General features: G+C 48.6%; 20 protein-coding genes. 11 read left to right on the forward strand and 9 right to left on the reverse strand.

Annotated features, from left to right (window positions below):
• Positions 1 to 169: 169 nt before the first annotated feature.
• Together C5O19_RS19095 and C5O19_RS19100 are read left to right on the forward strand one after the other, a co-directional pair.
• Positions 170 to 1,021 (forward strand): oxidoreductase, encoded by an 852-nt coding sequence (locus C5O19_RS19095; RefSeq protein ID WP_104714990.1) that lies wholly within the window; start codon positions 170 to 172, stop codon positions 1,019 to 1,021.
• 32 nt (positions 1,022 to 1,053) lie between these two features.
• Entirely contained in the window at positions 1,054 to 1,299 is a 246-nt protein-coding gene (locus tag C5O19_RS19100) for an Atu4866 domain-containing protein (RefSeq protein WP_207766466.1), read from the forward strand.
• 57 nt (positions 1,300 to 1,356) lie between these two features.
• Here the strand turns inward: C5O19_RS19100 and C5O19_RS19105 are convergent, their stop codons facing one another.
• Positions 1,357 to 1,983, reverse strand: a complete 627-nt coding sequence (locus C5O19_RS19105) for a pyridoxamine 5'-phosphate oxidase family protein (RefSeq protein ID WP_104714992.1) — start codon at positions 1,981 to 1,983, stop codon at positions 1,357 to 1,359.
• A gap of 81 nt (positions 1,984 to 2,064) precedes the next feature.
• Here C5O19_RS19105 and pdxR point away from each other — a divergent pair, with 81 nt between their 5' ends.
• The 3 genes from pdxR to C5O19_RS19125 all read left to right on the forward strand — a co-directional run bounded on the left by pdxR (position 2,065) and on the right by C5O19_RS19125 (position 6,923).
• Positions 2,065 to 3,525, forward strand: coding sequence for a MocR-like pyridoxine biosynthesis transcription factor PdxR (pdxR, locus tag C5O19_RS19110; RefSeq protein WP_104714993.1), 1,461 nt, complete (start codon positions 2,065 to 2,067; stop codon positions 3,523 to 3,525).
• An 878-nt stretch (positions 3,526 to 4,403) separates the two neighbouring features.
• The gene (locus C5O19_RS19120) at positions 4,404 to 4,610 is read left to right on the forward strand and encodes a hypothetical protein (RefSeq protein WP_133163399.1); all 207 of its coding nucleotides are present in this window, start codon (positions 4,404 to 4,406) and stop codon (positions 4,608 to 4,610) included.
• A gap of 1,098 nt (positions 4,611 to 5,708) precedes the next feature.
• On the forward strand, positions 5,709 to 6,923 hold the full coding sequence (locus tag C5O19_RS19125) for an alpha/beta hydrolase family protein (RefSeq protein ID WP_104714996.1): 1,215 nt from the start codon (positions 5,709 to 5,711) through the stop codon (positions 6,921 to 6,923).
• Positions 6,924 to 7,020: 97 nt separating this feature from the next.
• Here the strand turns inward: C5O19_RS19125 and C5O19_RS19130 are convergent, their stop codons facing one another.
• Positions 7,021 to 7,836, reverse strand: coding sequence for an aldo/keto reductase (locus C5O19_RS19130; RefSeq protein WP_104714997.1), 816 nt, complete (start codon positions 7,834 to 7,836; stop codon positions 7,021 to 7,023).
• 194 nt (positions 7,837 to 8,030) lie between these two features.
• Here C5O19_RS19130 and C5O19_RS19135 point away from each other — a divergent pair, with 194 nt between their 5' ends.
• Complete coding sequence (locus tag C5O19_RS19135; RefSeq protein WP_104715184.1) at positions 8,031 to 8,927, forward strand: SDR family oxidoreductase; 897 nt, start codon at positions 8,031 to 8,033, stop codon at positions 8,925 to 8,927.
• 256 nt (positions 8,928 to 9,183) lie between these two features.
• A complete protein-coding gene (locus C5O19_RS19140; protein ID WP_104714998.1) occupies positions 9,184 to 10,056 on the forward strand; it encodes an SDR family oxidoreductase in 873 nt (290 codons plus the stop codon).
• Positions 10,057 to 10,101: 45 nt separating this feature from the next.
• On the opposite strand, the gene C5O19_RS19145 is transcribed toward C5O19_RS19140, so the two are convergent.
• The 3 genes from C5O19_RS19145 to C5O19_RS19150 form a co-directional block, all read right to left on the reverse strand.
• A complete protein-coding gene (locus C5O19_RS19145; protein ID WP_104714999.1) occupies positions 10,102 to 10,788 on the reverse strand; it encodes a hypothetical protein in 687 nt (228 codons plus the stop codon).
• A 575-nt stretch (positions 10,789 to 11,363) separates the two neighbouring features.
• Complete coding sequence (locus C5O19_RS25865) at positions 11,364 to 11,579, reverse strand: hypothetical protein (RefSeq protein WP_133163400.1); 216 nt, start codon at positions 11,577 to 11,579, stop codon at positions 11,364 to 11,366.
• 92 nt (positions 11,580 to 11,671) lie between these two features.
• Complete coding sequence (locus C5O19_RS19150) at positions 11,672 to 13,087, reverse strand: ArnT family glycosyltransferase (protein ID WP_104715000.1); 1,416 nt, start codon at positions 13,085 to 13,087, stop codon at positions 11,672 to 11,674.
• Between the two features lie 258 nt (positions 13,088 to 13,345).
• On the opposite strand from C5O19_RS19150, the gene C5O19_RS19155 reads away from it, so the two are divergent.
• The 3 genes from C5O19_RS19155 (at position 13,346) to C5O19_RS19165 (ending at position 15,804) form a co-directional block, all read left to right on the forward strand.
• On the forward strand, positions 13,346 to 14,395 hold the full coding sequence (locus C5O19_RS19155) for a sensor histidine kinase (protein WP_104715001.1): 1,050 nt from the start codon (positions 13,346 to 13,348) through the stop codon (positions 14,393 to 14,395).
• An 8-nt stretch (positions 14,396 to 14,403) separates the two neighbouring features.
• Positions 14,404 to 15,204, forward strand: a complete 801-nt coding sequence (locus C5O19_RS19160) for a helix-turn-helix domain-containing protein (RefSeq protein WP_104715002.1) — start codon at positions 14,404 to 14,406, stop codon at positions 15,202 to 15,204.
• Between the two features lie 72 nt (positions 15,205 to 15,276).
• Positions 15,277 to 15,804 carry a dihydrofolate reductase family protein gene (locus tag C5O19_RS19165; protein ID WP_104715185.1) on the forward strand — a complete coding sequence of 176 codons (528 nt, stop codon included), beginning with the start codon at positions 15,277 to 15,279 and terminating at the stop codon, positions 15,802 to 15,804.
• A gap of 54 nt (positions 15,805 to 15,858) precedes the next feature.
• Here the strand turns inward: C5O19_RS19165 and C5O19_RS19170 are convergent, their stop codons facing one another.
• Positions 15,859 to 16,500, reverse strand: coding sequence for an SOS response-associated peptidase (locus tag C5O19_RS19170; protein WP_104715003.1), 642 nt, complete (start codon positions 16,498 to 16,500; stop codon positions 15,859 to 15,861).
• 551 nt (positions 16,501 to 17,051) lie between these two features.
• Between C5O19_RS19170 and C5O19_RS19175 the strand changes: the two genes are divergently transcribed.
• Entirely contained in the window at positions 17,052 to 18,257 is a 1,206-nt protein-coding gene (locus C5O19_RS19175; RefSeq protein WP_104715186.1) for an ROK family protein, read from the forward strand.
• An 84-nt stretch (positions 18,258 to 18,341) separates the two neighbouring features.
• Here the strand turns inward: C5O19_RS19175 and C5O19_RS19180 are convergent, their stop codons facing one another.
• Genes C5O19_RS19180 through C5O19_RS19190 form a run of 3 tightly spaced genes read right to left on the reverse strand, consistent with a single transcriptional unit; the run spans position 18,342 to position 24,563 of the window.
• The gene (locus C5O19_RS19180) at positions 18,342 to 20,996 is read right to left on the reverse strand and encodes a PQQ-dependent sugar dehydrogenase (protein ID WP_243406448.1); all 2,655 of its coding nucleotides are present in this window, start codon (positions 20,994 to 20,996) and stop codon (positions 18,342 to 18,344) included.
• A gap of 15 nt (positions 20,997 to 21,011) precedes the next feature.
• A complete protein-coding gene (locus C5O19_RS19185) occupies positions 21,012 to 22,823 on the reverse strand; it encodes a beta-N-acetylhexosaminidase (RefSeq protein WP_317046512.1) in 1,812 nt (603 codons plus the stop codon).
• 18 nt (positions 22,824 to 22,841) lie between these two features.
• Positions 22,842 to 24,563 (reverse strand): FAD-dependent oxidoreductase, encoded by a 1,722-nt coding sequence (locus C5O19_RS19190; RefSeq protein WP_104715006.1) that lies wholly within the window; start codon positions 24,561 to 24,563, stop codon positions 22,842 to 22,844.
• Positions 24,564 to 24,715 lie beyond the last annotated feature (152 nt).

Consider the following 24,715-nt stretch of genomic DNA (forward strand, 5'->3'; position numbering starts at 1 on the left):
ATAGAAGGATAGATAAAACCGACGTTTAGGGTTGTCAATCGACCTTCGTAGGAAGGATGGCTCAATAGATCCCTTCTTTGTTTGAATTTTGCAAGTATTGGTTTGTTTGCTGTAAGCTGCTGCCCCTGAGGGGCTTGTACTTTTGCAGTGTACAAAAAACAAACATATTATGAACGCTGCCAACGTATGGTTCGTCACAGGAGCCTCACAAGGACTGGGATTACTACTGACCCAAAAATTAATACAGGAAGGCTACCGTGTAGCGGCCACCTCTAGAAAGTTAGAGACGCTAGTGAAGGAAATAGGTCCGGCTTCGGATCAGTTTTTACCCTTACAGGTTTCGTTAACGGAACCAGCCAGTGTACAGCAAGCCGTTGCTCAAACCATAGCCACCTTCGGACGCATTGACGTGGTCGTGAATAATGCCGGTTACGGGCAGTTTGGAACGCTTGAAGAACTCAGCGACGAAGAAGCTCGCAAGAATTTCGACATTAACGTCTTCGGCTCACTCAATGTCATTCGCGAAGTGATGCCTCATCTTCGGAATCAGCAATCGGGACACATTTTCAATATTGCTTCAATTGGTGGATATACGGCCAATTTTGCGGGTTGGGGTATCTACTGTGCTACGAAGTTTGCCGTAGCCGGTTTTACGGAATCGCTGGCGGCGGAGGCGAAATCATTCGGTATTCACGCCACCGTAGTATATCCAGGTTATTTCCGTACCAATTTCCTCACCCAGGAATCCATGGCTACGCCGGCCCGCCGTATCGAAGCGTATGCTGAAGCTCAGGCCTCTTTGTCGGCCCACCGGGAGGACATCAACGGTAACCAGCCCGGCGATCCGGCAAAAGCCGTAGCAGCCTTGATTACCGTAGCTACTACGCCAAATCCACCCTTGCATTTGTTTTTGGGAAGTGACGCTTACGGAATGATGCAGGAAAAAATGGCCGCAGTCCAAGTAGATGTGGAAGCCTGGAAAGACCTTACCCTTTCTACGGATTTTAGTACTGAAGTCTAACGAGTGAATGGATAATCATCCCAACCAAAGCCATGAAAACAAACGATTCTTACGTCGGCATGTGGGTAACAAAAGACGGATACATCCGGCATGAACTGTTGCCCAATGGCCGCTACGATGAAGCTCGGGGTACCCGAAAGAGTGCCTATCAGGGCCGGTACACCCTCACGGGAGATCACATTGATTACGTGGACGATACGGGTTTTACGGCCGACGGTGATTTCCGGGACGGAATTCTGTATCACGCCGGAATGGTTCTGTACCGGGAAGAAAAGTAAATGAACCTGATCACCCTACAAACGCCCAGCGTCCTGATCAGGACGCTGGGCGTTTTTTTATAACATTAAATGTTCGGGCAAAGGAATGACCTGGCTACTTTCGTCGGCTACCGGAGCGAGCCGCTGTTGTTGGATCGGAATAACACCCGACCAGATGGGCAGTTCTTTATCTTCCGGTTCGTCGTTGGGCATGCCCGTCCGGATTTTCGCCGAAGCCTGATCGATTTTAAAAGCCAGAGCCGTTGTTTTGCGTAATTCACTGTCGGTCATGGGCCGCAGGTAATCCCAGCTATTAGGTACTATTTTCTCAGTTAGCCATTCGAGAGCTGCTTTTTTAAGGTCAATCTCTTCTATCTTTTCGGCTTCAGCAAAGAGGATTACGGAACGGTAATTCACCGTATGCGAAAAGGCCGACTTGGCAATAACTAATCCATCCATTAAGGTTACGGAAACGCAAACGGGTAGGCCTTTTTCAATCGTACGAATAAAGTGACTGCCTACTGAGCCATGGATGTAAATCTTGTCTTCGTAGCGAACAAAAGCCGTGGGAATAGAGTAGGGCTGCTTGTCTACGCAATAGCTGATGGTGCAGTACAAGGCCTCATCCAGAATGGGGTAAATAGTTTCGGCATCAAAATGAGCTTTTTTAGCATCCCGACTGGGAATAAGTTTCGGAGAATTCATTCGGCTGTTTTTTTGACAAAAGTGTAGCTTTGCTGGATTCTTCTACGCATCCATTTTTGACAAAACGAGTAGTCCAATTTTATGCAGCCTTTAGCTACTCTACTTCAGATCTATCGCCAGGATCCTCAGCCCATTTACCTCCAGCTTGCCGCTCAACTGACTGATCTGATCCGCAAGGGCATCCTACGGCCGGAGTATCGGCTACCCAGTACGCGAGCGTTAGCGTCGGGATTGGCCATTCACCGAAAAACAGTGATACAGGCGTACGATGAACTTATCGCCCAAGGTTGGTTACAAACGCAGGTTGGAAATGGTACCTTCGTGAGCCGGCATTTACCGGAATTGACTCCCCGGCCATTAGTCAATTCCGACGTTTTCGATCCTGCCAAGCAGGCAGGATTTTCCTTTCAATCAACGCCGCATCTGGATCGGCCCCCGTTAAAGGCACAAGCCCGCTATCACTTGGATGATGGGTTTCCCGATGCCCGCCTGGCTCCCGTGCTGGACTTGTCTCGGGCGTATCGATCGCAGGTACTGGCTTCCAATCCGTACGTACGACTCGGCTACAATGATCCGAGTGGTTCCCGCTGGCTACGGGAGGAATTGGCCGCGTATTTAAATGCAACCCGTGGTCTGCGGGCGGAGCCCGAAAATATACTGATTGTGCGGGGTACCATGATGGGTGTTTATTTGGCTAGTACCGCGTTGCTTCAGCCAGGAGACGCAGTGGCCATCGAAGAGTATAGCTGGTCGGGGGCTCGCATGAATTTCCTGCAGGCGGGAGCCCAGCTTATTTCCGTACCCGTGGATGCGTACGGAATTGACGTAGATGCCTTAGAACGGATATGCCAGCAACGACCCCTACGAATGTTGTACGTAACCTCGCATCATCAGTACCCGACTACCGTACCTTTACGAGCGGACCGTCGCATGCGGTTACTGGCTTTAGCCCAGACGTACAAGTTCATTGTTTTTGAGGACGATTACGACTACGATTTTCATTACGAAAGCAAGCCACTGTTTCCGCTCGCCAGTGCTGATTTGGGGGGTATGGTACTCTATAGCGGCTCATTCACTAAGACCATTTCACCCGCCTTTCGGGTCGGCTATCTGGTAGGGCCGGAAAATGTAATTCAGCACCTGACTAAACTTCGCCGTGTCATTGATCGTCAGGGAGATACATTGCTTGAAAACGCCATGGCTGAGTTGTTACATACGGGAGTTATTCAACGACACATCCGCAAATCCCTCCGCATTTATCGGCAAAGGCGGGATCTGTTTTGTGACGCTCTGCAAACGGAATTGGGTAGCGTAGTCGATTTTCGAAAACCGGAAGGGGGAATGTCCGTCTGGACCAGGTTTGATTCGAGTATTAATCTGGTACGCTTGGCCGAAAAAGCTCTCCAAAAAGAGTTGTATTTATCCAATGGAACGGCTCATGAGTCCGTTTTTCGTAAAGAAAATGTGGCTCGTCTGGGTTTTGCTTCTTCCACAGAAGAAGAACTAATGCAATGTATTCGAATTCTTAAATCTGTAATTTAAAGCGATATAAAAGGCAGATAGCTAGGGTTTTAGCCAACCGCTGAGGACCATAAAGTAAATAACAAAACCAGCGACAAACGTAGCTACTGCCATGAGTCGAATTCTATTCAATTTACGTTCGCACATCTCCTGCCGAACGGCAGCTGGCATATGTAATACGGCGGTATCAGGATTTAAAGGGCCGGTCGCCTGGGCCTGAGACTTTGTCCATAAGATTCGTTTCATCTTCTTTTCCTCTTGCTTTCGGACTGATAAAGTGATGGGACACTAACCAATGTTCATCTTCTTGGTGAAAAGAATTTTGTTCATCGCTGGGCACGTAGGCACGCCGTAACTCCCAGCAAATCCATAAAAACCAACACACGGTGTAACTACTGATTATTGTTACCCAAATCATAGATGTATTCATTTGCGGTAGATAGTAAAAAAGTCGTATTCGCTTGGTTGAGGAAGCGACAACGAAGCGGATTGGGGAAATGCTTGCCCGACCCTAGGCTTGCCTTGACCAGCGATGGAAAGAGTTTGAAAAATAGGAATTCCTGGTAAATGATAGTCTAACCCTAAAAGGGCTCATTCCGTATATATCGTATACTGATACCGTTCAGAAACGGTACGCTATTTTAACAAACTGTTGCAGAAGGCATTACCGGTAGTTTCTTGTAAGTAAGAACGTTTGCGACCGCCAAGCAGACGTATACAAACCCAGTGCCCGCCAACGCTGGGTTTTGTATTGGTACATGAAGCGAGCCTAAGCAGCTCCTGCAAAGGCAACAGGGATATGGAAAAGCAAGCGGACGTCTTTTTCAGGCATTTTTTCTAGGAATGATACCGTCTTTTTTGTCTATTTGCCGAAAAAAGTAGAAACCAATTTTATTACCATGGCTACTAACTCATACGATGATCGGAGTGATTTAACTCCTGTATACGTTGTGATCGGCTTTTTGATCGTATTGTCACTGATCATGTTACCCTTTTTCGATTACACGAATGCTCCTCTCACGCCTTCAACCACTACGGGTGATGTGAGTCTGGATGCCGCTTCTCCGAAAGTAAGCTTACCGAAAGAAGCTGCTGCCAATCATTAATAAAAAAACCTCTCAAATTCGAGAGGTTTTTTTATGTTCCTTTTCTTCCCCTGCCCTGACGCCCCATCTCTTTTCATATAGTGCCCCAATGAACGTTTTCGAAGCTTTTTAGGAGCTAATTCTTTGTCGTTCATTGCTTTCCTGCAGGCTACTTTCCCTGCTTACGGCACATTTTATACCGTGCCGCGGATACAACTTTAGCCTTTTCTGATTTATTTTTGTAGGCGTATCCATGATTAGTAATTCCTAAAGCTACCTAACTATACATCTTATGTTAACGTTCATTTCCGATAGTTGCAACTATTTTATACTGATCTGTGCGGTTTTGGGTATACACTTCTACTTGAAAGTACACGGTCGAAATAAAGTTAAAAATGTCCGGCTCAAAGGGTTGTATGATCTGGGGCTAACCCTCGTTTGTGTCCTGGGGATAGCATTCTGGCTGGTGTGGTTCTGGACGTCCAAATTCATTTAGTCAATACTGACTTTGTGTTGTTTAGAATATTGATACCCTTTGCTTCAAACGACGAATCAAGGGGTATTTTTATTTTTCAGCTGGACGAATTGTAGCTACTTGACCATGTAATTATTCTAAAAAATAGAAGCAATTTTCCTGGGGGTACTAGTATTTTATTTTTTGATTTCATTCAAAAAGAAGGCTGTTTTGATTTACAAAATAGAAAATATAGGTCTATCTAATTTTTTAACAAAAGTTTATAAGCATCAATTAAGACTTTTTGAAATACTATTCTTTCTATACTCATCTAATCTAATTATGCATACTTAACTTTTAAAACATTGCAATTAGGTACGCTGGCCTTACTTATACGAGCACGTTAAATTTCGTAACCAGTTGCATATGAAAAGAATATAACGTATTCTTGTGGCTGAAAACGTTGCCCATCATCGTCCTTGATTCTTATGAAAAAAAATCTATATTCTTTCTCTTTAGATTTCTTCCTGAATAGTATCGTTTTCTCCCGTCTACGTTTCTCCTTTCGACCCTAGCGTGCTTCTTGCTGGCTAAATACCGCTTTATTTCCCTCCAATGTTAGCTTGATTGGGCCTTTTGCGGCCTTTTGTTCCCCCTTAAATAGCATGTTATCTTTACAAGTCATTACTCGTCCTTTTAGGCGGGTTGTTGGTTTCCTGAGTCTATCTGTACTGTTTTTAACATCCTGTCATAAAGAGCCTGTTGAGAAAGTAGATCCTTTCTTAGCGGATAGTTCTTTAGTAAGTGTATACGAACCGTCAACGTTAGCTCTTATTCAATCAACTAACGATTCACTGGAGTATCAGCCGGCTGACTATACGATGGAAGTCTACCGACTTACGTATCGTACCAGTTTAGTCAAAGGTAAGCCCATTCTTGCTTCGGGTATCGTGTACCTGCCTCGTCAGCCTAAAGCAAAAAACTATCCTTTATTAAGTTTCCAGCACGCAACGGCTTATTCGCCTGCCGAAGCTCCGACTGGAAGTAATCTGACGGCTCCGAGTTTTTCCTATCCGCTGTACTTTGCCACGCATGGATACATCGTCGTTTGTCCGGATTACCTGGGGTACGGGCAATCGAGCCAAGTTTCGCATCCCTACGAACACCGCGAAACATTGGCGAGAGCATCGGTGGATATGCTCTTAGCGACGAAAGAATTTTTAGCAGCTAAAAAACGCACGACGAACGGACAGGTTTTTCTGGCTGGTTATTCGGAAGGAGGGTATGCTACTCTTTCAACGCAAAAGATGATTCAGGATGATTATGCTTCTGAATTTAAGCTGGCTAGTACCAGTTGTGGTTCAGGTCCGTACGCAACGAAGGCCTTTTTCCAGCACATCCTGACACAACCTACCATTGGTAAGTTGGCTAATTACCTGTACGTTTGGCAAACCTTGACTTACAACGAGTTATACGGTTTGAACAAACCCATTAGCCACTATTTCAAGGCTCCCTACGCAGAACAAATTCGGCAATCCATGGCAAACGCTCGTACCATTTCGGTAAGTTTTCACGAGATGTGTACGGATACTTTCCGGGCGGAAGTTTTTGACGAAACGTCTGGCTTTTCGCAAGCCCTTAGCACAAACGATTTGACGGGTTGGTCAACGCAGACCCCCTTGCATCTGTTGCATGGCGATACCGATGAGTACATCCCTTACCTGAATACAAACAAGGTATTTGAGTCTATGCAAAAACTAGGATCTACCGAGGCTAAGTTGACAACCATTCCCAATGGCTATCACGTACCTACCGAGGTGGTTTTCATGCGTCGCACACTCGAATGGTTCGAGAAAGTAAAAACGAAACCCGTTCAGTAAGAAAGCTATTTAAACAAAAGGGGTTCTGACCAGGATAGGTCAGAACCCCTTTTGTTTTTAAGTATTCCGCTGCCTGAGAATGTACGTAGCTACACGTTTAGAGTGCCCTAAGGTAGTCCACCATCTTATGTCGGGTGGCTTCGTCGGGTAAAGGGCCGAATCCCGCCTGCATGTTATCGGCCAGGTGGTCTGGATCGGAAGTGCCCGGAATGACGCAAGTGACGGCCGGGTGCGACACGATGTATTTGAGAAAAAACTGTCCCCAACTTTTTATCGCATAGTCGGAAGCCCAGGCGGGGAGCGTCTGATTACGTACCTGGGCGAAGAGATTTCCTTCACCCAACGGCCGATTGATCAGGGTCGCTACACCCCGATCCGCAGCGACGGACAAAAGCCGTTTTTCAGCGTGTCGAGATAGAATGGAGTAATTAAACTGTACAAAGTCAATGGCTTCCGTAGTCAGAATACGTTCGAGGGTTTCGTGACTGCTATCCGTGTAATGGGTTATTCCTAGATACCTAATTTTCTTTGCCTCCTTCCACTCCCGTAACGTTCGCAGATGCGTTTGCCAGTCGGTCAGATTATGAATCTGCATGAGGTCGATCGTTTCTCGTTGCATTCGCTGCCTGGATTCTTCCATTTGTCGAATGCCCTGTTCCCGGCCCGTTGTCCAGACTTTCGTGGCGTAAAAAAAAGAATCGGCGAATGCGGTGGCGGTTGTAAGGTCACCGATTCGGGCTTCCGAACGACCATACATAGGAGATGAGTCGATGAGCGTACCTCCTGTCTGGTGCATCGTTTCTAACGTTCGTCGTAACCGATCCGTGGGAGCGGGCACGTCAAAGGTTTGCCAGGTACCCAGGCCAATAACGGGTAGCATTTCCTGCGTCGATGGAATGGGGCGTTTAAGCATACAAGTTGAGTAATGAGTTGGGTGGAAATCAAGCGGAGACAGGGGTACAAAATTCGGACCAATTCATTCGATAAACCAATGGTAAGGGCAATTGTGGAAATCGTTTGGCAATTATTGACTGGTACGCATCTTTTGCCGGAAAGGGCGATACTGAAAAAGTATTCAGTCGATTCATCCACCAAAATCAAGAGGAAATGAACGCGAATTTTGAATCCAGCCCAATGACTGATCCCAGAGAAAAATACCCGAAACCACCGTATCCAGAGCAAGAGCAACCCGTACCCGGTAAAACTTCCCAAATGAATCCCAAACCCGATCATGGCGAAACTTCGTACAAAGGGTCCGGCAAACTGGAAGGCCGTAAAGCCATCATTACCGGAGGCGATTCCGGCATTGGCCGGGCCGTAGCGATTGCGTTTGCCCGGGAAGGTGCCGACGTACTGATTTCGTACCTCAATGAAGAGGAAGATGCCCGCGAAACGGCTCAATACATCGAACAGGCCGGCCGGAAAGCCGTACTGGTACCGGGCGACATCAGCGAGGAATCCCACTGTCAGGAGATTGTACAAAAAGCCGTTGCCGAATTCGGCAAAATTGATATCCTGGTTAATAACGCCGCCTTTCAGATGTCACGGGAATCTTTGCAGGAAATCCCCAGTGAAGAATGGGACCGGACGTTTAAGACCAACATCTACGCCATGTTTTATCTCTGTAAAGCGGCCGAACCCCACATGCAGCCCGGTAGTACGATTGTGAACACGACCTCGGTTAATGCCTATTCGCCCAGCCCTACGCTACTGGCCTACACGGCTACAAAGGCCGCCATTCAAAACTTCACAAGCAACCTGGCTCAGAGTATTGCTGAAAAGGGAATCCGGGTGAACTGCGTAGCTCCAGGCCCGATCTGGACGCCTTTAATTCCCGCCACCATGCCTCCCGAAAAGGTACAAAAGTTTGGAGAGGATACCCCCCTGGGACGAGCAGGGCAACCCGCCGAGCTGGCTCCAATTTACGTATTACTGGCCTCCGAAGACTCTAGTTACATGTCGGGAGCAACGGTACAGGTGACGGGTGGGCGACCCACGATTTAAGCTAACCCGTACGCTAATCGGGTCCAAACTCGACCAGCCTACGAATGATGCCCTATACATTAAAGGACATAGGTTCGTCCGATAAAAATAGGTTAGTACAAAAAGGCCAGTACGTATCGCACGTATTGGCCTTTTTCGTGTGGTTAAGGCTCCGTTTCGTTTTCTTACAATTTCAGGAAGTAATAAGAATAGACCTTTGTCGCGGGTTAGGCAAAAGCCAGCCCGTATTCATCATCACTTTATTCCTGAAAAGACGATGTTCACAACTCCCAAAATTCTCATCACCGGAGCGACGGGTAGTGTCGGTTCGATACTAGCTCAACAACTTTCGCAACGCGGTATTTCGTTTCGAGCTTTGGTTCGTTCTAAAAACGAGGTGCTGGCCGCATTACCGGGGGTAGAAGTAGTCCAGGGCGACTTCAATGATCGGGCAAGTCTGGCCAATGCGTTACAAGGTATCGAACGGGCTTTTTTACTCACTAATTCTTCAGAACAAGCTGAACGACAGCAATTGACTTTTGTAGCCGAAGCACAGCGGGCGGGCGTTCAGCATATAGTAAAACTGTCGCAACTGGCGGCGGACCTACATTCGCCCGTGCGATTTTTGCGGTACCATGCTGTAGTAGAGCAGGCCATCCGGGAAACGGGGTTGACGTATACGTTCCTGCGTCCGAATCTATTCATGCAGGGCTTACTGGGTTTCCGCTCCTCCATTGCTCAGCAGGGAATGTTTTTTGCGGCGGTGGGCGACGCTAAAATCAGCGTGATTGATGTACGCGACATTGCCTCAGTAGCGGCCGCAGCTTTAACGAGTGAAGGGCATAACGGGAAAACGTATACGCTAACTGGTCCAGAAGCGTTGACCCATAGCCAAATAGCCGAGCAACTTTCAGTGGCTCTTCACAAACCCGTACGTTTTCAGGATGTACCACCCGAAGCCATGCGAGAAGCCTTGCGGAGCGTAGGTTTTCCAGATTGGCAAGCCGAAGGTCTCGTGGAAGATTACGCCCACTACAGCCGCAATGAAGCCGCTTTGGTGACGAACACTGTATCGGAAGTGACGGGGGAGGCGGCTCGCACGTTTCAAGCTTTTGCCCACGAATTTGCTCCAGTTTTTGAAGAAAATTGATTGAATCAGGTAAACGGAGTACTACTCCGTTTACCCCGAAGCGAGTTATTCAACCCGAACGGTATTAGACTGCGGTTGAATGTCTACTCGATTCAAACTAGAATCCACCAATAGATGATAAGTAAAGGTTTGACCCGGATGACGGATGATGAGTTTGTAGCGGCCACTCGGGAATTTCTGCAAGTCAATGGAGCGACGGTAGGTCGAGCGACAGCTACGATCCTGATAGTGAATGTATTCTTCCGTTTCGTCCGTGATATTCACACTCACCAATTTAGTGTCGAGTCTGGCGTAGAAAACTTGTATCTTACCCGGCTCATTGACCTGGGGATTAGCTATAAAAAACGCGACGCCATCCCGATACCAAGTAATTTTGTTCGTATGAGTTTTCTCGGCAGATAAAGGAAAGTTATATACTTCCGGATTACGTTCGGGAAACAGGTGCGAACTCACCAGTCGCTGATTGGTCACCGAAGCCAATAATTGATCGAACAGTCGGATGTTTTTCTGCGTGAGGCGACCCAAATCCTTGGGTAATTTTTCTTCATATACGACTTGATGAGCAGCCGTATAAAACCGGATGAGCGGGCTCTGACTTTCCTGAGAAGCGTACAATTTCCAATAGGCTCGGGTAGAGTCGCTAGGTATGGACTGAGCCGATCCGAGGGTTGAAAAACTAAGGAGTAAGGCCAAAAGGCTGAACAAACGAGTACTCAAGAAAAAGCGTTGCATAAGAAGTTGACGTTAAAATGAAACCATAGGATCCAGCCCCATCCGTTGTGAATGGGTCAAACAATGCATCATAAGGGTGGTTAAGGATCCGTCTGCGAAGAGACGTCAACAGAAGTACTAGGATATAATCGAATCTGAAAAAGATTGCTACGACTACCGGGCCCAGGTAAGCCAGTAACAAATTTTGTATGCTAGTACGCTCTTTAACGTACTAAAGCTGTACCTAAGCGTAGTAAAAAATATAACATATTTACAATCAGTGATATAGCATTAGATACGCTGTGCGAAAATGAACAAAACTTGTCCATTTTCGCACAAAAAGGCTCGACTTTGCTTTCGGAAAGCCACTAATTCGATAAACGCTTTCCCAAATGACTACTCTCTTCAAAAACGAGGCGTACTTTTTTCTGCAAAACGCTGCCGACCCAAACAAGCAGAAGGCATGGATTAAAGGGTCTTATGAAAAGGATGGTTAACGAGTTCGCTAGTAGTGATTACTTTTGGGGCGAGGGTTTATAAATCCATTCGGACCGTTGATGGAACAGGAACGGGCTGCTCTTCGTGAAACGAATCATTTATTGGCGTACAATCGAAAGAACTAGTCCGCTATTCGGGTCTACTTCCAGTTCAACCTTGCCGAATCCATGGATTTGTATTTCATCAAATTGCTCCCGTGTAATACGTAAAAGTCGGATGTCATTACGACTGACGTGTAATTCAAGTGAAAAGGTGGGTTCAGGATGGGAGGTATGATGCGATTCAACGGATACAATTCTTCCCAGAAGTTTCATGAAGATGGTTTTTAATGCTCAAAACGAAGAAAAAGAGGTACGAAACTAGCCTTAAGCTTTGACGGATTTCCTCACTTAGGGCAAACAAGGTTTCAAGGATTGTATTGATAAACAACCGTTCGCTCATCCTTAAAAACTTGCGTATAGGCTCCCATGCGTTCGGGGGTGTCGAGGGGAATAGAATAGCTGGAATTTAACGGATCATCACTGATGATGTATTTCACGCCTTCCTGTTTAGCCATTTCGAAAAACTCGGGTAACGTAAGAGGTGGGCGATCCCGCAAGGAACAGTAATAACTCAGACTTCGAATCTGATAATTTTCCATTTGCCCAAAGAAAAAACTAAGGGGAGCAATCACCTTACTGTTCTTTTCGGGCATGAAGCGAGTCAGTTGTTCGTTGTAGGTCTGTTGATAAGGAATCGTATAATTCTCATACAGAACTTCACCGATTGTAATCAATCCGATCACCACGTAAACGACTACAACACCTCGGGCGATACGTTGTTGAACTCGGGTTACAATGAATGCCGGGGCGTAGGTAGCCACGAGAATAACGAACCAGGGTACAAACAAAAGAATATAAAAAGCAAACGTACTTTTTGTTAATAACCAAAAAAGAATGACCAGTAAGGTCAGGTACAAAACGATCGGCTGGGTCAGGGAAAGATGTTTTCGGCCGAATAGAACGGTTAGTAATACGGGTGCCGTTAACGCGGCTTCGTGATGGCTGTGGAAAAAGAGTTGATGGTAGTTGACCATCATCTTCAATTTGTCGGAAAGGGTACGCGTGTACTGCATGGCCGGATCTTCCATAAACTGCCAAACCATTCGGTCCATCTGTTGATCCAACAGAGCATCTATTAGATATAGACTCAGTACCAAACCGCCTATGCTCGCAAAAACGAACGTCTTTCGCCAATCCGTACGGATAAGGAGCCAAAGCGTACCGGCAGCTAGGTAGATGAGGCCGTTGAGGTGCGTCAGAGCAGCCAGGCCGGCCAATACGCCCGCCCACACCACGTAGGGTGCTCGCCCGCCAGGGCGGTCCAGACACAGGTAAGAGGCAAAACCCAGCGTCATGCACATAATTTCCGGTCGGTTTACGCAGAAATACTTGATCAGCGTACCACAAGCCAAATACAGCAGTAAAGCGAACCCCTGCTCTTCCCGGGACCCACGTTCCGTATACTTCCAGATTAAACCCGCCGCGATAAAGCCAAAAAGAATACTAATAAGTTTACTCCCAGCCACACTGAATCCCACTAAACCCATTAGAAAGGCTCCGGTGTAAATGAAGAGTTTATGAAAAATATAAATGCGTTCTTCCCATTGTAAAAAGCCCCGGAATAACTCGGAACGAACTTTTCCATCCTTCAAAAACCAGTATGATTGTTCCGCAAACCAGGCATCATCAAAATGTTCCGTGCGGTGATAAAAGGTAAGAAGGATTAAGCCAATGAATAGAAAAATAAGATAATGATAAACACGTACTGAAAACAGAGACATACTACGTTACTAAAACCCGAGCAAACGGTATAGGTGGTGTGTTGGATACGCGAGCAAAGATAAAAATGGAGCCTATATTTTTTCGTAGTTAGCTATAAATAAAATGTTAAGAAATGATTCAGTATACCGGAATGGATTACGCTTCTTTTAACAAAATCAATACTAGTGTTTAGTGCCAGAAAGGAAGAACAAAATCCTTTTTGAAGTGACGAAAACCCGCCGTAATTTTAGTTTTTGTTTGGATACCTTCTGCCTAATATGTCATTTCTTACGTCACGTAATCTGCGACTTCGCTTGCTGGGACCCATCGGGCTTTTTGCCTTTGGTCTGATCTTCTTCAAGCTTCGCATGTACCTGGAATTGTCTCCCCGAGATTTTCTGTGGTCCATGCTGATTGGTTTGTTCTGCGGTTACATCGGCTGGGAGCTGGCTCGCTGGGTGGTCCGGTTTATCCAAAAACTCTATCCCGGCCTGCCAAATACGCGTCGTCGGTTAGGGCGACTCCTGTTTGTCATTATTCTGCTGGCCAATTTCAATACGTTTCTACGCTCGGGAGTCAACCAGCTGCTTAATCCTGGACTATGGCTGTATGATCTCTATGATTACTTCGAAACCGTTGGCATTCAGGTCGTTTATGTCTGCGTCTACGTGAGTATTTACGAGGGAAGTTACCTGATTCAGCAGTGGAAACAAACGTATCAGGAAAAAGAACAACTTATGCGAGCCGAATGGCAGGCCCGTTTTGATTCGCTCAAAAGTCAGGTTAATCCGCACTTTCTGTTTAATGCCCTCAATGCTTTATCTTCCTTAATCGAAGAATCGCCTCAACTGGCGGGTCGCTTTGTGGATGAACTTTCCAAAGTATACCGTTACTTGCTATACGCTAACGATCGCGAACTGACTACGCTGGAAACGGAATTACGTTTCATTGAATCGTACGTGCATTTGTTACAAACGCGGCACGGAAAAGGCATTCAGGTACACCTATCCGTCCCCCCCGAATATCTGCACTACACGCTTCCGCCGCTAACCTTACAATTACTGGTTGAAAACGCGGTCAAACACAATATCGTACGGACCAGTCAGCCCCTAACGATCGATATTTCTACCGCTTTTACCCAGCCCACTGAAGTACAATTATGGGTACGCAATAACCTACAGCGGAAAACGAAAGCGGTGGTAAGCAATGGCGTAGGGCTGAATAATATCGCGGCGAAGTACCGGATGCTGACGCAGTCGGACATTATCATTCGGGAAGAAGCAGACCATTTCACGGTTGTATTACCCTTACTGTCGCACCTGAATTAAGGCAAGTCATGACTTCGTATCAAATCAAACCGACGGACGAGTTACGGGAGAGCGTGGATTGCATCTGGTACGAGGAAAGCCCACACGTGCACCTGCGGACGCAAACGGTTGCCTTTCCGTATCAGGAGTTACTCATCAATTACGGCGATTCTTTTCGGAATACCGGAGCCTTTCCCTACGCTTATACCGCCGCAGGGTCCGTACTGGGTTTGTCTCCGGCACCCTTATATACAACCGTCCAGGGAAGGTATCAGGCCATCGGAGTGTTGCTTAAACCCGGAGGGCTGTACCGATTATTCGGTTTTACGCCCGAAAAGCCAGATACGTTCCGGCAGTTATTCGGGCCACAAACCACCCGATTTCTCCAAAACCTGCAAGAACATGGCCAGGGAGCCGAAAAAGTCCAGTATCTGCAAAGCATTCTTCGGGAATACAGTCGGCCTCGTCCGCTACCAACCGCCGTACGGGGCTTACTAATGGAGCTGGAATCCACTCCCGAAGGGCGGATTCAGCCGTACGTACGTTCACTGGAACAATCGCATAAAACCTTCATCCGGAACTTCGTTTCGGTATTGGGCCTTACGCCTAAGAAGTACCTGCAAATGGTACAAATCAATCAGGCCGTACGTCGGATCATTACGTATCCTGAACAACCCTTAACCGAAGTGGGCTACGAATCGGGTTTCTATGATCAGGCCCATTTCATCCGGACGTTTCAAGCGTTGGCGGGGATGACGCCCGGTGCGTACCGTCGGGCCGTACGGGAACAGCGGGTGACTCGGGACGTTCCCAATACCGTTTATCTGTAAGTTCGTGCGGGTAAATTTTATACAATTTTTGCGGGAGAAATGGATTCACTTTTGCGGAACAAATCCTTTCGCATGAGAAAAATAACCTTGTACATCGCTATGAGTCTGGACGGATTCGTGGCCGGAACCCAGGATGAATTAGACTGGCTCATTCAATTTCCCAATCCCGAACAAACGGATTACGGCTACGCGGCTTTCCTGGAAACCATTGACACCATCCTGATGGGGTATCGAACTTACGAAGTCGTACTGGGCCTGGAAGAAACCTTTCCGTACGCAAATCTGACGAACTACGTCTTTACCCGTTCGACCAGCCGTGGCCAGGCTCCGTATGTAAGCTTCGTTACGGAAGACTGGCGGACTTTTGTAGAGAACTTAAAACAGCAACCCGGCAAGGGCATCTGGCTGATTGGGGGTGGGCAACTCAACGCGGCTTTTCTGAACGAAAAACTCATCGATGAACTGATCGTTCATGTCATGCCCGTCGTCCTGGGTTCGGGGATTTCGCTGTTTGAAGGACTAACGAAAGAACACACACTTCAGCTTACGAGTACCAAAAGCTACCACAACGGGGTACTGGAATTGCGGTATCACTTGTAAAATTGAAACCTCGTTTGGCCGTTTAGCGGGGTGAACTACTGATAAAAGCCGAACTTATGACGCTCCAATCACCTCACTTGCCATCAGTTGTTGTTCCAACGGATGCATGAATTGGGTCATCTCATTCCGCTTCAAATTCGGACGAATCCACTCTTTCTCCAGGGCTGGATTCACTACAAAAGGCATTCGCTTTTTGGTATTGTGGATGTATTCCATCAGCTCATTGGCGGGCGTTGTGATGATGGTAAACGTTGGAATTTGGGTACCCGTCTGCCGGTTTTGCCAATGGCTGTACAAACCACCCAAGGCAAACAGCGGCGTATCGTTCAAATGAATGTAGTAAGGAATTTTAGTAGCACCCTGATGCCGCCATTCGTAAAATCCCGATACGAGTACGAGGCAGCGTTGCTGTACCGAACCTTTAAAACTCGGCTTTTCGTACAACGTTTCCGATTTGGCATTCAGGGTCATTTTGGCTAGTTCCGAGGCTTTTTCGGGGCTAGCCCAATTGGGAATCAATCCCCAGCGGAATAACTGAATTTTATCGGGATCCTCCTGCGTAATGACGGGCAAATAGGGCATGGCAAAGCCATTTACCTTGTCCTGAGGCTCGTAACCTTCCGTCTCCAGCGGCTCGGCTTCAAACCGATCCTGAAGTTCTTGCATGGTAGCCTGAGCTTTCACATAAAAACACATAAGCGTAGCGTTGTTTTCTAAGTGGCTGTTAGAATGACTGATAATCAGGGTGATATGCCTAATGAATGGGCGTAAACGAGTACTTTTTTTAACAATTCCGGCGAAATTAAAATTCCTTATCTGAACGTCAAACCAAAGGAACGTTGCGGGTATGGGCAAATCTTACCATATTTGATTCCCGAATACAACAAGGAGTTAAGAATGTCCCGCCAGGCATCCTTTGGGATATTTTAAATGGTAATTTATTACCCGATTCAACCCTGACCTGTATAGGTTAGGGTTTTTTCGTTGGCTATAGCGTGAAAGGTGTAGCGATACAAACGCTTGTTTTTCGCCTATCAGGGTTATAAAAAGCAATTCATGGAGGGAAAGAAACGCATAGTTACAGACGTCTCCATGAGCTTTACCCTGGGTTTGGGGGTGACGCAAATTCTACGTACCTTGGTTTTGTTTTTCTCTTTTTTATCACCTTTGCCAGACTATACGATTAAACTTCAATCACGGCCCTTCCCTGGGCCGGGCTATTGCTGGAAAATCAGTCGCCTTTTGCAATGACCAAGGTAGTAAGCGATACCCGAACTACGCACAAAAGTATCTATCCGAAACGAAGCATTCTGAGTTATTTTGCGAACGTCGGTAACGCCATCATTCCCGAATTAAGTAAAGAATTAGCCATCAGTATTCCCAAGGTGACCTCAACCGTCAATGAGCTGATTCAGGAAGGATTAATTCAGGATTACGGTAAAATTGATTCCACGGGCGGTCGTAAGCCCAATTTATACGGGGTAGTTGCCGATTCCGCTTTTTTTATTGGCGTGGATGTCAAACATACCCACATCAACATTGGGCTGCTCGACTTGCAGAAAAACCTGCTGAAAGTAACCGAAAATTTGCCGTATACGCTCGACAATACTACCGAATCGCTGGATACGCTTTGTGAATTAATTACCGGTTTCATTGCAGGGTTAACGATTCCGAAAACCAAAATTCTGGGTATCGGTATCAATCTTTCCGGCCGGATTAATTACGCCACGGGGTACAGTTACAGCTTTTTCTTTTTCGAGGAACGACCGCTCAGTGAAATTATTGAAAAGAAAGTAGGGTATCGGGTATTTCTGGAGAATGATTCTCGGGCCATGGCTTACGGCGAATTCTGTAACGGGATCGTTGAAAAGGAAAAAAATGTATTCTTCCTGAACCTGGATTTCGGCATCGGTGTGGGTATTCTCATTGATGGACAGTTGTACTACGGAAAATCGGGTTACGCCGGGGAGCTCGGGCACGTGCCCATTTTTGACAATGAAGTAATATGTCACTGTGGTAAGAAAGGCTGTCTGGAAACGGAAGCTTCGGGCTGGGCGTTAACGCGATTGTTTCAGGAAAAAATACGCGAAGGTTCTACCTCCGTTTTGACCCGTACGGGGCTGCAGCCGGATCAGATTCAGATGCAGGACATTATTCAGGCGGCTAAAAATGACGATGTACTGGCCATTGAACTCATGGCTCAACTGGGCGACAACATCGGGCGGGGCATTGCCTTCCTGATCAATGTCTTTAATCCGGAACTAATCATTCTTGGCGGCAGTCTGGCCACCACGCAGGATTACATCTACTTACCGATCAAAACGGCGATTAATAAATATTCCCTGAGTCTGGTCAACAATGATACGCAGGTAAAAATGTCGAAACTGGGCGAGCACGCGGGTATTGTAGGTGCCTGCCTACTGGTTCGCGACCGACTGCTTTCGTTGGTCTAGCTTATTCCATTGTTTGATACAGCATACTACGAAAAAAGCCAGCCTTCTACCGAGGGCTGGCCTTTTTGTATAGTCTAGCAACCATTAACGTTCCATCGACATCCAGTCCAGGTAAAAGAGCTCTTGCTTGGGTGCTGCTTCTGGATTTCTAAAAACCAGGTACAGATCGTGAAAACCTTTGGCTGGCTGGATCGGCGTTCGTACTTCTTTCCATCCGTTTACTACGTTAGCTTTTCCGGCTGGAATCGTAACTTTCCCAATTACGGGACCGCTCACGCCATCCTGCCGAATCTCTACCTGACCGCCCTCGCCGTAGGACAAGAACCGAAATTTGATCTGCCGAATGCCGACTAAATCCAGGTGATGAAAGGCCACATACGTCTGATCGTAAATTTTCCGGATGTACGATTGATAGCCATTGTTGGCCGTAGCGATGACCACGCCAACCGTACCCCGGTCGTTGTCTTCTAATTGAAGCAGTGGGTTACGCAGAACCAGATGTTCGCGACTCGTCAACGGTTCAATCCCGTGAGCACCCCGGTCAGTGTAACGAGCCAGCAGTACGTAGGCACCGTCCGGATTTTTGGCAGAATGCTGGTTGAGGGATAAGGTACCCGACAGCGGTAAGGCCTTCGTTTTCTGATTCAGCGAAAGAATATAGCGAACCATTTCCTGAGCATCGGCGACGGACAGATCGGGGTGCGGACTCATCGCATACTTACCCCAAACGCCGCTACCGCCCTTGATGACTTTCTGAGCCAGCCGATCAACGGCATCGTCCTTGTACTTCCCGGCAATGGCCTGCAAGTTTGGTCCGATGGAAGCCGTCGCCAGGGCATGACAGGATTTGCAATCGGAAGCCAGAAACAACTTTTCGCCCTTCATCTGCAGGGTAATGGAATGCGTGTTACCCGACAAAACGCTGGCGAGGTCTTTGCCGTAGTCCAGATACGTAAACGAAAGCTTCGTCTGGGCCGGATCAATCTTCTGATCTTCGCGGTCGGTGATCCGTACCTGGTAGTTCAGTCGCGAATGATCCCAGTAAAAACTCCGGTTGTTTGTCGAAAGAATTTCAACCTTCGGCGGCGTATTGCCTACCTTAATGGTAACTGCAGCCGTACCTTTTCCACCCTGCGAATCAATGGCTGTAAGCGTAACGGGATAGACGCCGGGCTTCTCGAAAGTCGGGGAGACCTCCGTACCTTTCAGCGTTTGTTTGCCCACCTGCCACTCAAACGTGAGCTGATCGCCGGGGTCGTAATCTTTGGAACGAGCCGCGGATAAATGTACCTTCAACGGAGCCGCTCCGTAGCGGTGATCCACCTGAATATCCGCCACGGGGTTGCGATTACCTTCCGCGTACTCGATCCGGTACAAACCCGCATCGGCATTGTTGGCAAACCAGTTGGTACCGTACGCCAGCAAATAAATGGCTCCGTCCGCAGCTAGTTGCATGTCCATGGGAGCCACGACATTGAGTTGGGGCAGGAAAGGCTCCATTTTCACGTAGTTCCCCTGTTCGTCCAGCGTCACGGCCATAATCCAGCGGCGGATCCAGTCGTAAATGAAGAGTTTGCCGTTGTAGTACGCGGGTAAGCGATAACTGCCCTGCGGGTATTCGTCACGATAATACACCGGACCTGCCATGGCACTGGCTCCGCCTTTGCCGACCAAGGGCCAGCGTTTAGATGGACCTTTCCCGTACCAGATCATGGCGGGTTGAGCGGGCGGTAATTCTTTCACGCCCGTATTGTTGGGGGAAAGATTCATCGGATGAGCTGGGTCCTGCTTGGGGCCTTCCTTTTTGGTAGCGAAATCATACTTTGGAAAGGCTTCGTTGTTTCCCAGAAAATACGGATAACCGAAAAAACCGGGTTTACGGGCCTGATTGATTTCATCGTAACTCATCGTCCCTTCCTGGGCGGGTACTTGCGTATCCGGTCCGACATCGCCCCAGTAGACAAAGCTATTTTTGGGATCGACCGAAACCCGGAATGGATTTCGGCAACCCATGACGTAAATTTCGGGCCGTCCTTTCGAGCCGTCTTTGGGAAAGAGGTTGCCCTCGGGAATGGTGTAGGTGCCGTCGGCTTCGGGTTTGATCCGAAGAATCTTGCCCCGTAAATCGTTACTATTCGCCGTGGAAGCCTGATCGTCGGAGAGCTCCCGACCGGGCCGTTCATCGGTAGGATTGTGTCCTTCGATTTCTTCCGCATTCGTATTGTCACCCGTTGACAGGTAGAGCAAACCCTTGGAAAAAGTCACATACCCCGCCGAATGGCAGCAGTACTTCCGTTGCGTCGGAATTTCGAGCAATACTTTTTTGGAAGCCAGATCCAGCTGATCGCCCTTGAGTTCGAAGCGGGACAAGTGACTGATCCATTTTTCGCCGCCTACGCCGTAGTACAGATAGAGCCAGTGATTGCGTTCAAAATCCGGGTCGGCCGCTACCCCGAGTAATCCGTCTTCAATCCCGCTGAATACGTTCAGATTAGCAATGGTTTTCAGTTGCTTTTCCTGGGCATCGTACAGGCGTACGCCTCCTTTGCGTTCGGCAATGACCACATTACGGTTGGGCAGCAAGGCCATGCCCATGGGTTCGTCCAGTCCCTGTACCAGTGGCATGACGGTAAACCGACTGCTATCCGGCGGCGTGTCCGATTCGCTATGATGGTACGGTCGAAAAGAAAGCGTACTCGCCAGAGCGGCTAATCCGAGAATAATCGTTGCTGTTTTCATACCAATCATCCTCCTTTATTGAGCCCGTTTTTCCATGTCGGCAGTCGTCAGTTCCAGCATCCGGCCGATGGGTTTACCCTTGGCGTAAGCCACCACTTTCACGCGGTCGGCTCCTTTGGGCATCAGAAACGGTTGCGTGTATTTCGGGAAATGGCGATCAGGAATGGTATTGTCCGTCGAGTAGTACAGTTCCACATCCGGTAATTCGTGATCAAGCACTAGTTCCATCAAGCCGGTTGGATGTTTTTTCACCGACGTAACGATCGGATTGTACATACTGCGGGAATAGTTGACATCCTGCACGTCCAGCCGCTTGAAGTGACTTTCCACCCGATGGACAAAGTCGGGCCAGTTTCGCTGATTTTTCGGCGACCAGAGTACTTCGGCAATGGCGAAAGCTCGCGGCCAAGTCATGTACTCCACGTGCCGTTCGTTGGGTACGGATTCGGTCCACAAATTACCCTGACCACCCAGAATGAGTTCGGCCTTAATACTATCGGGGACGGGTTCAAATGCATAGCTTTTGCTCAGTCGACACATGCCATAAGTACTGGGTTCCGCACTCGGATCACCCTGGTACAGATCGAGGTAGCAAAACTGGTGCGGCGTCATGATTACCGGGTGACCCTGCCGGGCGGCTTCGATACCGCCTTTCAGGCCGTGCCAGCTCATCACGGTGGCGTCGGGGGCGAGTCCGCCTTCCAGGATTTCATCCCAACCAATGAGTTTTTTACCCTTCGACTGGACGATTTTTTCAACGCGTTTGATGAAGTAACTCTGCAACTCCTCAACGTTCTTAATCCCCTGTTTTTTCATCAAGGTCCGGCATTCGTCGCATTTCTCCCAAAAGCCCTTATAAGCTTCGTCACCCCCCACGTGGATGTACGGACCGGGAAACAACTCCGCAATTTCCGTAAAGACCTGATCGATGAAGATATACGTGCTGTCCCGGCAAGGGTTGAGTGTATTGTCTTTCACCTTGTAAAGCTTTCCGTTCGGCGGTACCTCGGTAGGAAGTTGCCCGCAGGTCAGTTGCGGATACGCCGCAATCGCCGACATGATGTGGCCGGGCATATCAATTTCGGGAACGATGGTGATGTGTCGCTGCTGGGCGTAGGCTACTACTTCGCGAATGTCGTCCTGCGTATAGAAGCCCCCGTAGGAAGGTACTTCGCCCGGCTGCGTATTTTCGAGATCCCACCAGCGACCCGTCCGGGGTACTCGCCAGGCTCCGACCTGCGTCAGTTTCGGTAGTCGGTTGATCTGTACCCGCCAGCCCTGGTCATCCGTTAAATGCCAGTGGAAGACGTTGAATTTGTACCGGGCCATCTGATCGATGTACCGTTTGACAAAGGCTTTATCGTAAAAATGCCGACTGACATCCAGCATCAGTCCCCGCCAGCCAAAACGCGGCTGATCCCGGACGTGTATCGCCGGAATCGTCTGAGGCAACGCCGTTTTTCCTTCGGGTAACAATTGCCGAAGGGTTTGAATACCGTAGAAAATACCAGCGGCTTTGGGAGCCGTGAGCGTAATGCCTTTGGACGTTACCCGCAGGTCGTAGCCTTCCGAACCCAAATCGGCCGCCGGAGCGAGCGAAACGCTAATCGTGGAGGTAGCAGAGGTACCCGCTGGTAATTGCGGCAACTGCTCGGCGATCATCCGGCGAAGCTCCGGAGTGTTTACGATCAATCGCGTTTGAGTGGTAAGCGTAAAGGTACCCGTGCCCGCTTCCAGTGTTTGTGGAGCCGGAATCAGGGCGGGCAGCTGGGCCGAGGCAACGGTCGTCACCAAGGCCAGAGCCAGTACTTTATAAAATCGATTCATTCCCATACAACTAAGCGATTAAGCCGAAGGCCACTGCGTTTCAATACCCTGACTACGAACCATTTTCTGAAATTCTTCCCGCAGATTGAGTTTTTCATGGACGGCTTTCGGCGGTACCTTTTTCTGTTGGGCATAGGCCACCAGCATGCCCACGGCTTCGCCAATGCTCCATTCGACCGGATGCAGGCGGTAACAGCCGTTGGTAATATGCGTTGTACCGATGTTCTTGTTGGCCGGAAGCAGGTTTTGTACCCGTTGCGGAATCAGAGCCCCCAACGGAATCTGGAAGGGTAGCGAGCCGAAATCGATGTAATTATTGCCCGCCGTACTCGGGTGTAGGTCGATGTGGTAATAGCCCACGCCCACGCTATCCGCAAACGGGGCGGCGGTGTTACCGGTTTTCTTCCCGGTAATCATCGCCCGGTTGTCGGCTCCGACGTGTTCTTCCAGAATGGTAAACAGGGCCTTGATTCGTCGGGACTCGCGGATGTAGGGGTATTTCGCCAGTCCGTCTTCCGTACCCATAATGTCTGGACGTAGCCGCAAACCCGCCCAACCCTGTCCGCCGTCGGGACGGGGAGCTTCGGTTTGCAGCCAGTACAATAGGGACAGACTCAGTTGTTTGGCCCGATCGACGTGGTGTTTAAAATCTTTCTCGCTTGCTCCGATCAAGTTCCCCAGTGTGTAATCGTTCTGCGGCCAGTTGACGATCGAAATATCACCCGCGAAGGTACCGGGTTTAAAATTCGCTTTACTGAGGATGCGACGGTAATTCCAGAGGTTCAATTTATCGCCCGTGGCTACACCTTCGGGATTAAAACCGAGGGCTTTGGGCTCCAGCGTTTTGGGGTTGGAATACTGAAGATCCAGCAACCGTCCCGACCAGGCGGGCGTCAGTTTCGGCGTCAGGTTTCGCCAGAAGTTATATTCTTTCGGTTTGTCGATGACGTGCGTTTCGCCAGGCAGATAATCCATCGCCATACACATCGTAAAGGCCTGTACGTTGTTCGGATCGGCTTTTTCCGGGGCGTGCAGTTCGCGGGTTTGCTGGCGGGATTCGGCTCCGGTAACAAATTCCGTTTTCGTGAGTGGCAGTAAATCACCCAATTCCGTGGCATCCACAAAATACGGAGCTTCGAGTACCAGCTCTTTTCCGCTCCGCAGACTGCGGGCTTTCAGTGCTTTTACCTGATCGCCGGTTACATCCGCCGCTACGATTTTATGTTCGAGTAGCAGGACCAGTTGCCGTGAACTCTGGTACGGAGCCAGCATTTGCAGCAAAACCGCCAAGGCCACTTTGGGTTCGTGACAAAGTTTGGAAACGGTACCGTCACCGGGGTTCAGATGCGTCCGAGTGCGGGCAGCGTCCGTAAGCGGGTAATAGGTCTGGTAGTACTGGCGAACGGCCGTACGGAAATCGCGATAAAGCCGCGTGGCTCCGTGCGTTTCAATCCAGGGGTGCTCATCGGGGGGGACGCCCTGTTGGGTAATCTGCCCACCGATCCAGTCGGTCTCCTCGGTCAATACCACCTTCAGGCCATTGCGAAGAGCGGATAGCGCTGCGGCACAACCGCCGAGGCCGCCGCCCGCCACAATGACGTCGGCGGATCGGTGGTCAGCGGCTGTAGTAGCCAAGGAAGATTCCGTACTTGCGGCGTACGAAGAAAACGACAGAAAGGAGGTCGAAAAAAGACCTCCGCTCGTCAGGGATACGCGTTCAATGAAATGACGTCGATTCATAAGCATTCTTCGGTTATTCCGAAGCGTGTAAATGGAAAAGCAGTCGCTGCTTATTGGGTACTTGAAAATAGATACTGGAAATTAAGGTTGGGTCGAACGTTTCATCTTCATGGAATCTTCCCGAAAAGTTGAACCTTTCGGGAAGAGATACG

It is taken from the genome of Siphonobacter curvatus (assembly GCF_002943425.1).
In the GTDB taxonomy this organism is placed as follows: Bacteria; Bacteroidota; Bacteroidia; order Cytophagales; family Spirosomataceae; genus Siphonobacter; species Siphonobacter curvatus.

Coding starts and splice junctions, on each gene's coding strand:
- C5O19_RS19095 (WP_104714990.1), top strand. CDS start 170: ATGAACGCTGCCAACGTATGGTTCGTCACAGGAGCCTCACAAGGACTG.
- C5O19_RS19100 (WP_207766466.1), top strand. CDS start 1,054: ATGAAAACAAACGATTCTTACGTCGGCATGTGGGTAACAAAAGACGGA.
- C5O19_RS19105 (WP_104714992.1), bottom strand. CDS start 1,983: ATGAATTCTCCGAAACTTATTCCCAGTCGGGATGCTAAAAAAGCTCAT.
- pdxR (WP_104714993.1), top strand. CDS start 2,065: ATGCAGCCTTTAGCTACTCTACTTCAGATCTATCGCCAGGATCCTCAG.
- C5O19_RS19120 (WP_133163399.1), top strand. CDS start 4,404: ATGGCTACTAACTCATACGATGATCGGAGTGATTTAACTCCTGTATAC.
- C5O19_RS19125 (WP_104714996.1), top strand. CDS start 5,709: ATGTTATCTTTACAAGTCATTACTCGTCCTTTTAGGCGGGTTGTTGGT.
- C5O19_RS19130 (WP_104714997.1), bottom strand. CDS start 7,836: ATGCTTAAACGCCCCATTCCATCGACGCAGGAAATGCTACCCGTTATT.
- C5O19_RS19135 (WP_104715184.1), top strand. CDS start 8,031: ATGAACGCGAATTTTGAATCCAGCCCAATGACTGATCCCAGAGAAAAA.
- C5O19_RS19140 (WP_104714998.1), top strand. CDS start 9,184: ATGTTCACAACTCCCAAAATTCTCATCACCGGAGCGACGGGTAGTGTC.
- C5O19_RS19145 (WP_104714999.1), bottom strand. CDS start 10,788: ATGCAACGCTTTTTCTTGAGTACTCGTTTGTTCAGCCTTTTGGCCTTA.
- C5O19_RS25865 (WP_133163400.1), bottom strand. CDS start 11,579: ATGAAACTTCTGGGAAGAATTGTATCCGTTGAATCGCATCATACCTCC.
- C5O19_RS19150 (WP_104715000.1), bottom strand. CDS start 13,087: ATGTCTCTGTTTTCAGTACGTGTTTATCATTATCTTATTTTTCTATTC.
- C5O19_RS19155 (WP_104715001.1), top strand. CDS start 13,346: ATGTCATTTCTTACGTCACGTAATCTGCGACTTCGCTTGCTGGGACCC.
- C5O19_RS19160 (WP_104715002.1), top strand. CDS start 14,404: ATGACTTCGTATCAAATCAAACCGACGGACGAGTTACGGGAGAGCGTG.
- C5O19_RS19165 (WP_104715185.1), top strand. CDS start 15,277: ATGAGAAAAATAACCTTGTACATCGCTATGAGTCTGGACGGATTCGTG.
- C5O19_RS19170 (WP_104715003.1), bottom strand. CDS start 16,500: ATGTGTTTTTATGTGAAAGCTCAGGCTACCATGCAAGAACTTCAGGAT.
- C5O19_RS19175 (WP_104715186.1), top strand. CDS start 17,052: ATGACCAAGGTAGTAAGCGATACCCGAACTACGCACAAAAGTATCTAT.
- C5O19_RS19180 (WP_243406448.1), bottom strand. CDS start 20,996: ATGAAAACAGCAACGATTATTCTCGGATTAGCCGCTCTGGCGAGTACG.
- C5O19_RS19185 (WP_317046512.1), bottom strand. CDS start 22,823: ATGAATCGATTTTATAAAGTACTGGCTCTGGCCTTGGTGACGACCGTT.
- C5O19_RS19190 (WP_104715006.1), bottom strand. CDS start 24,563: ATGAATCGACGTCATTTCATTGAACGCGTATCCCTGACGAGCGGAGGT.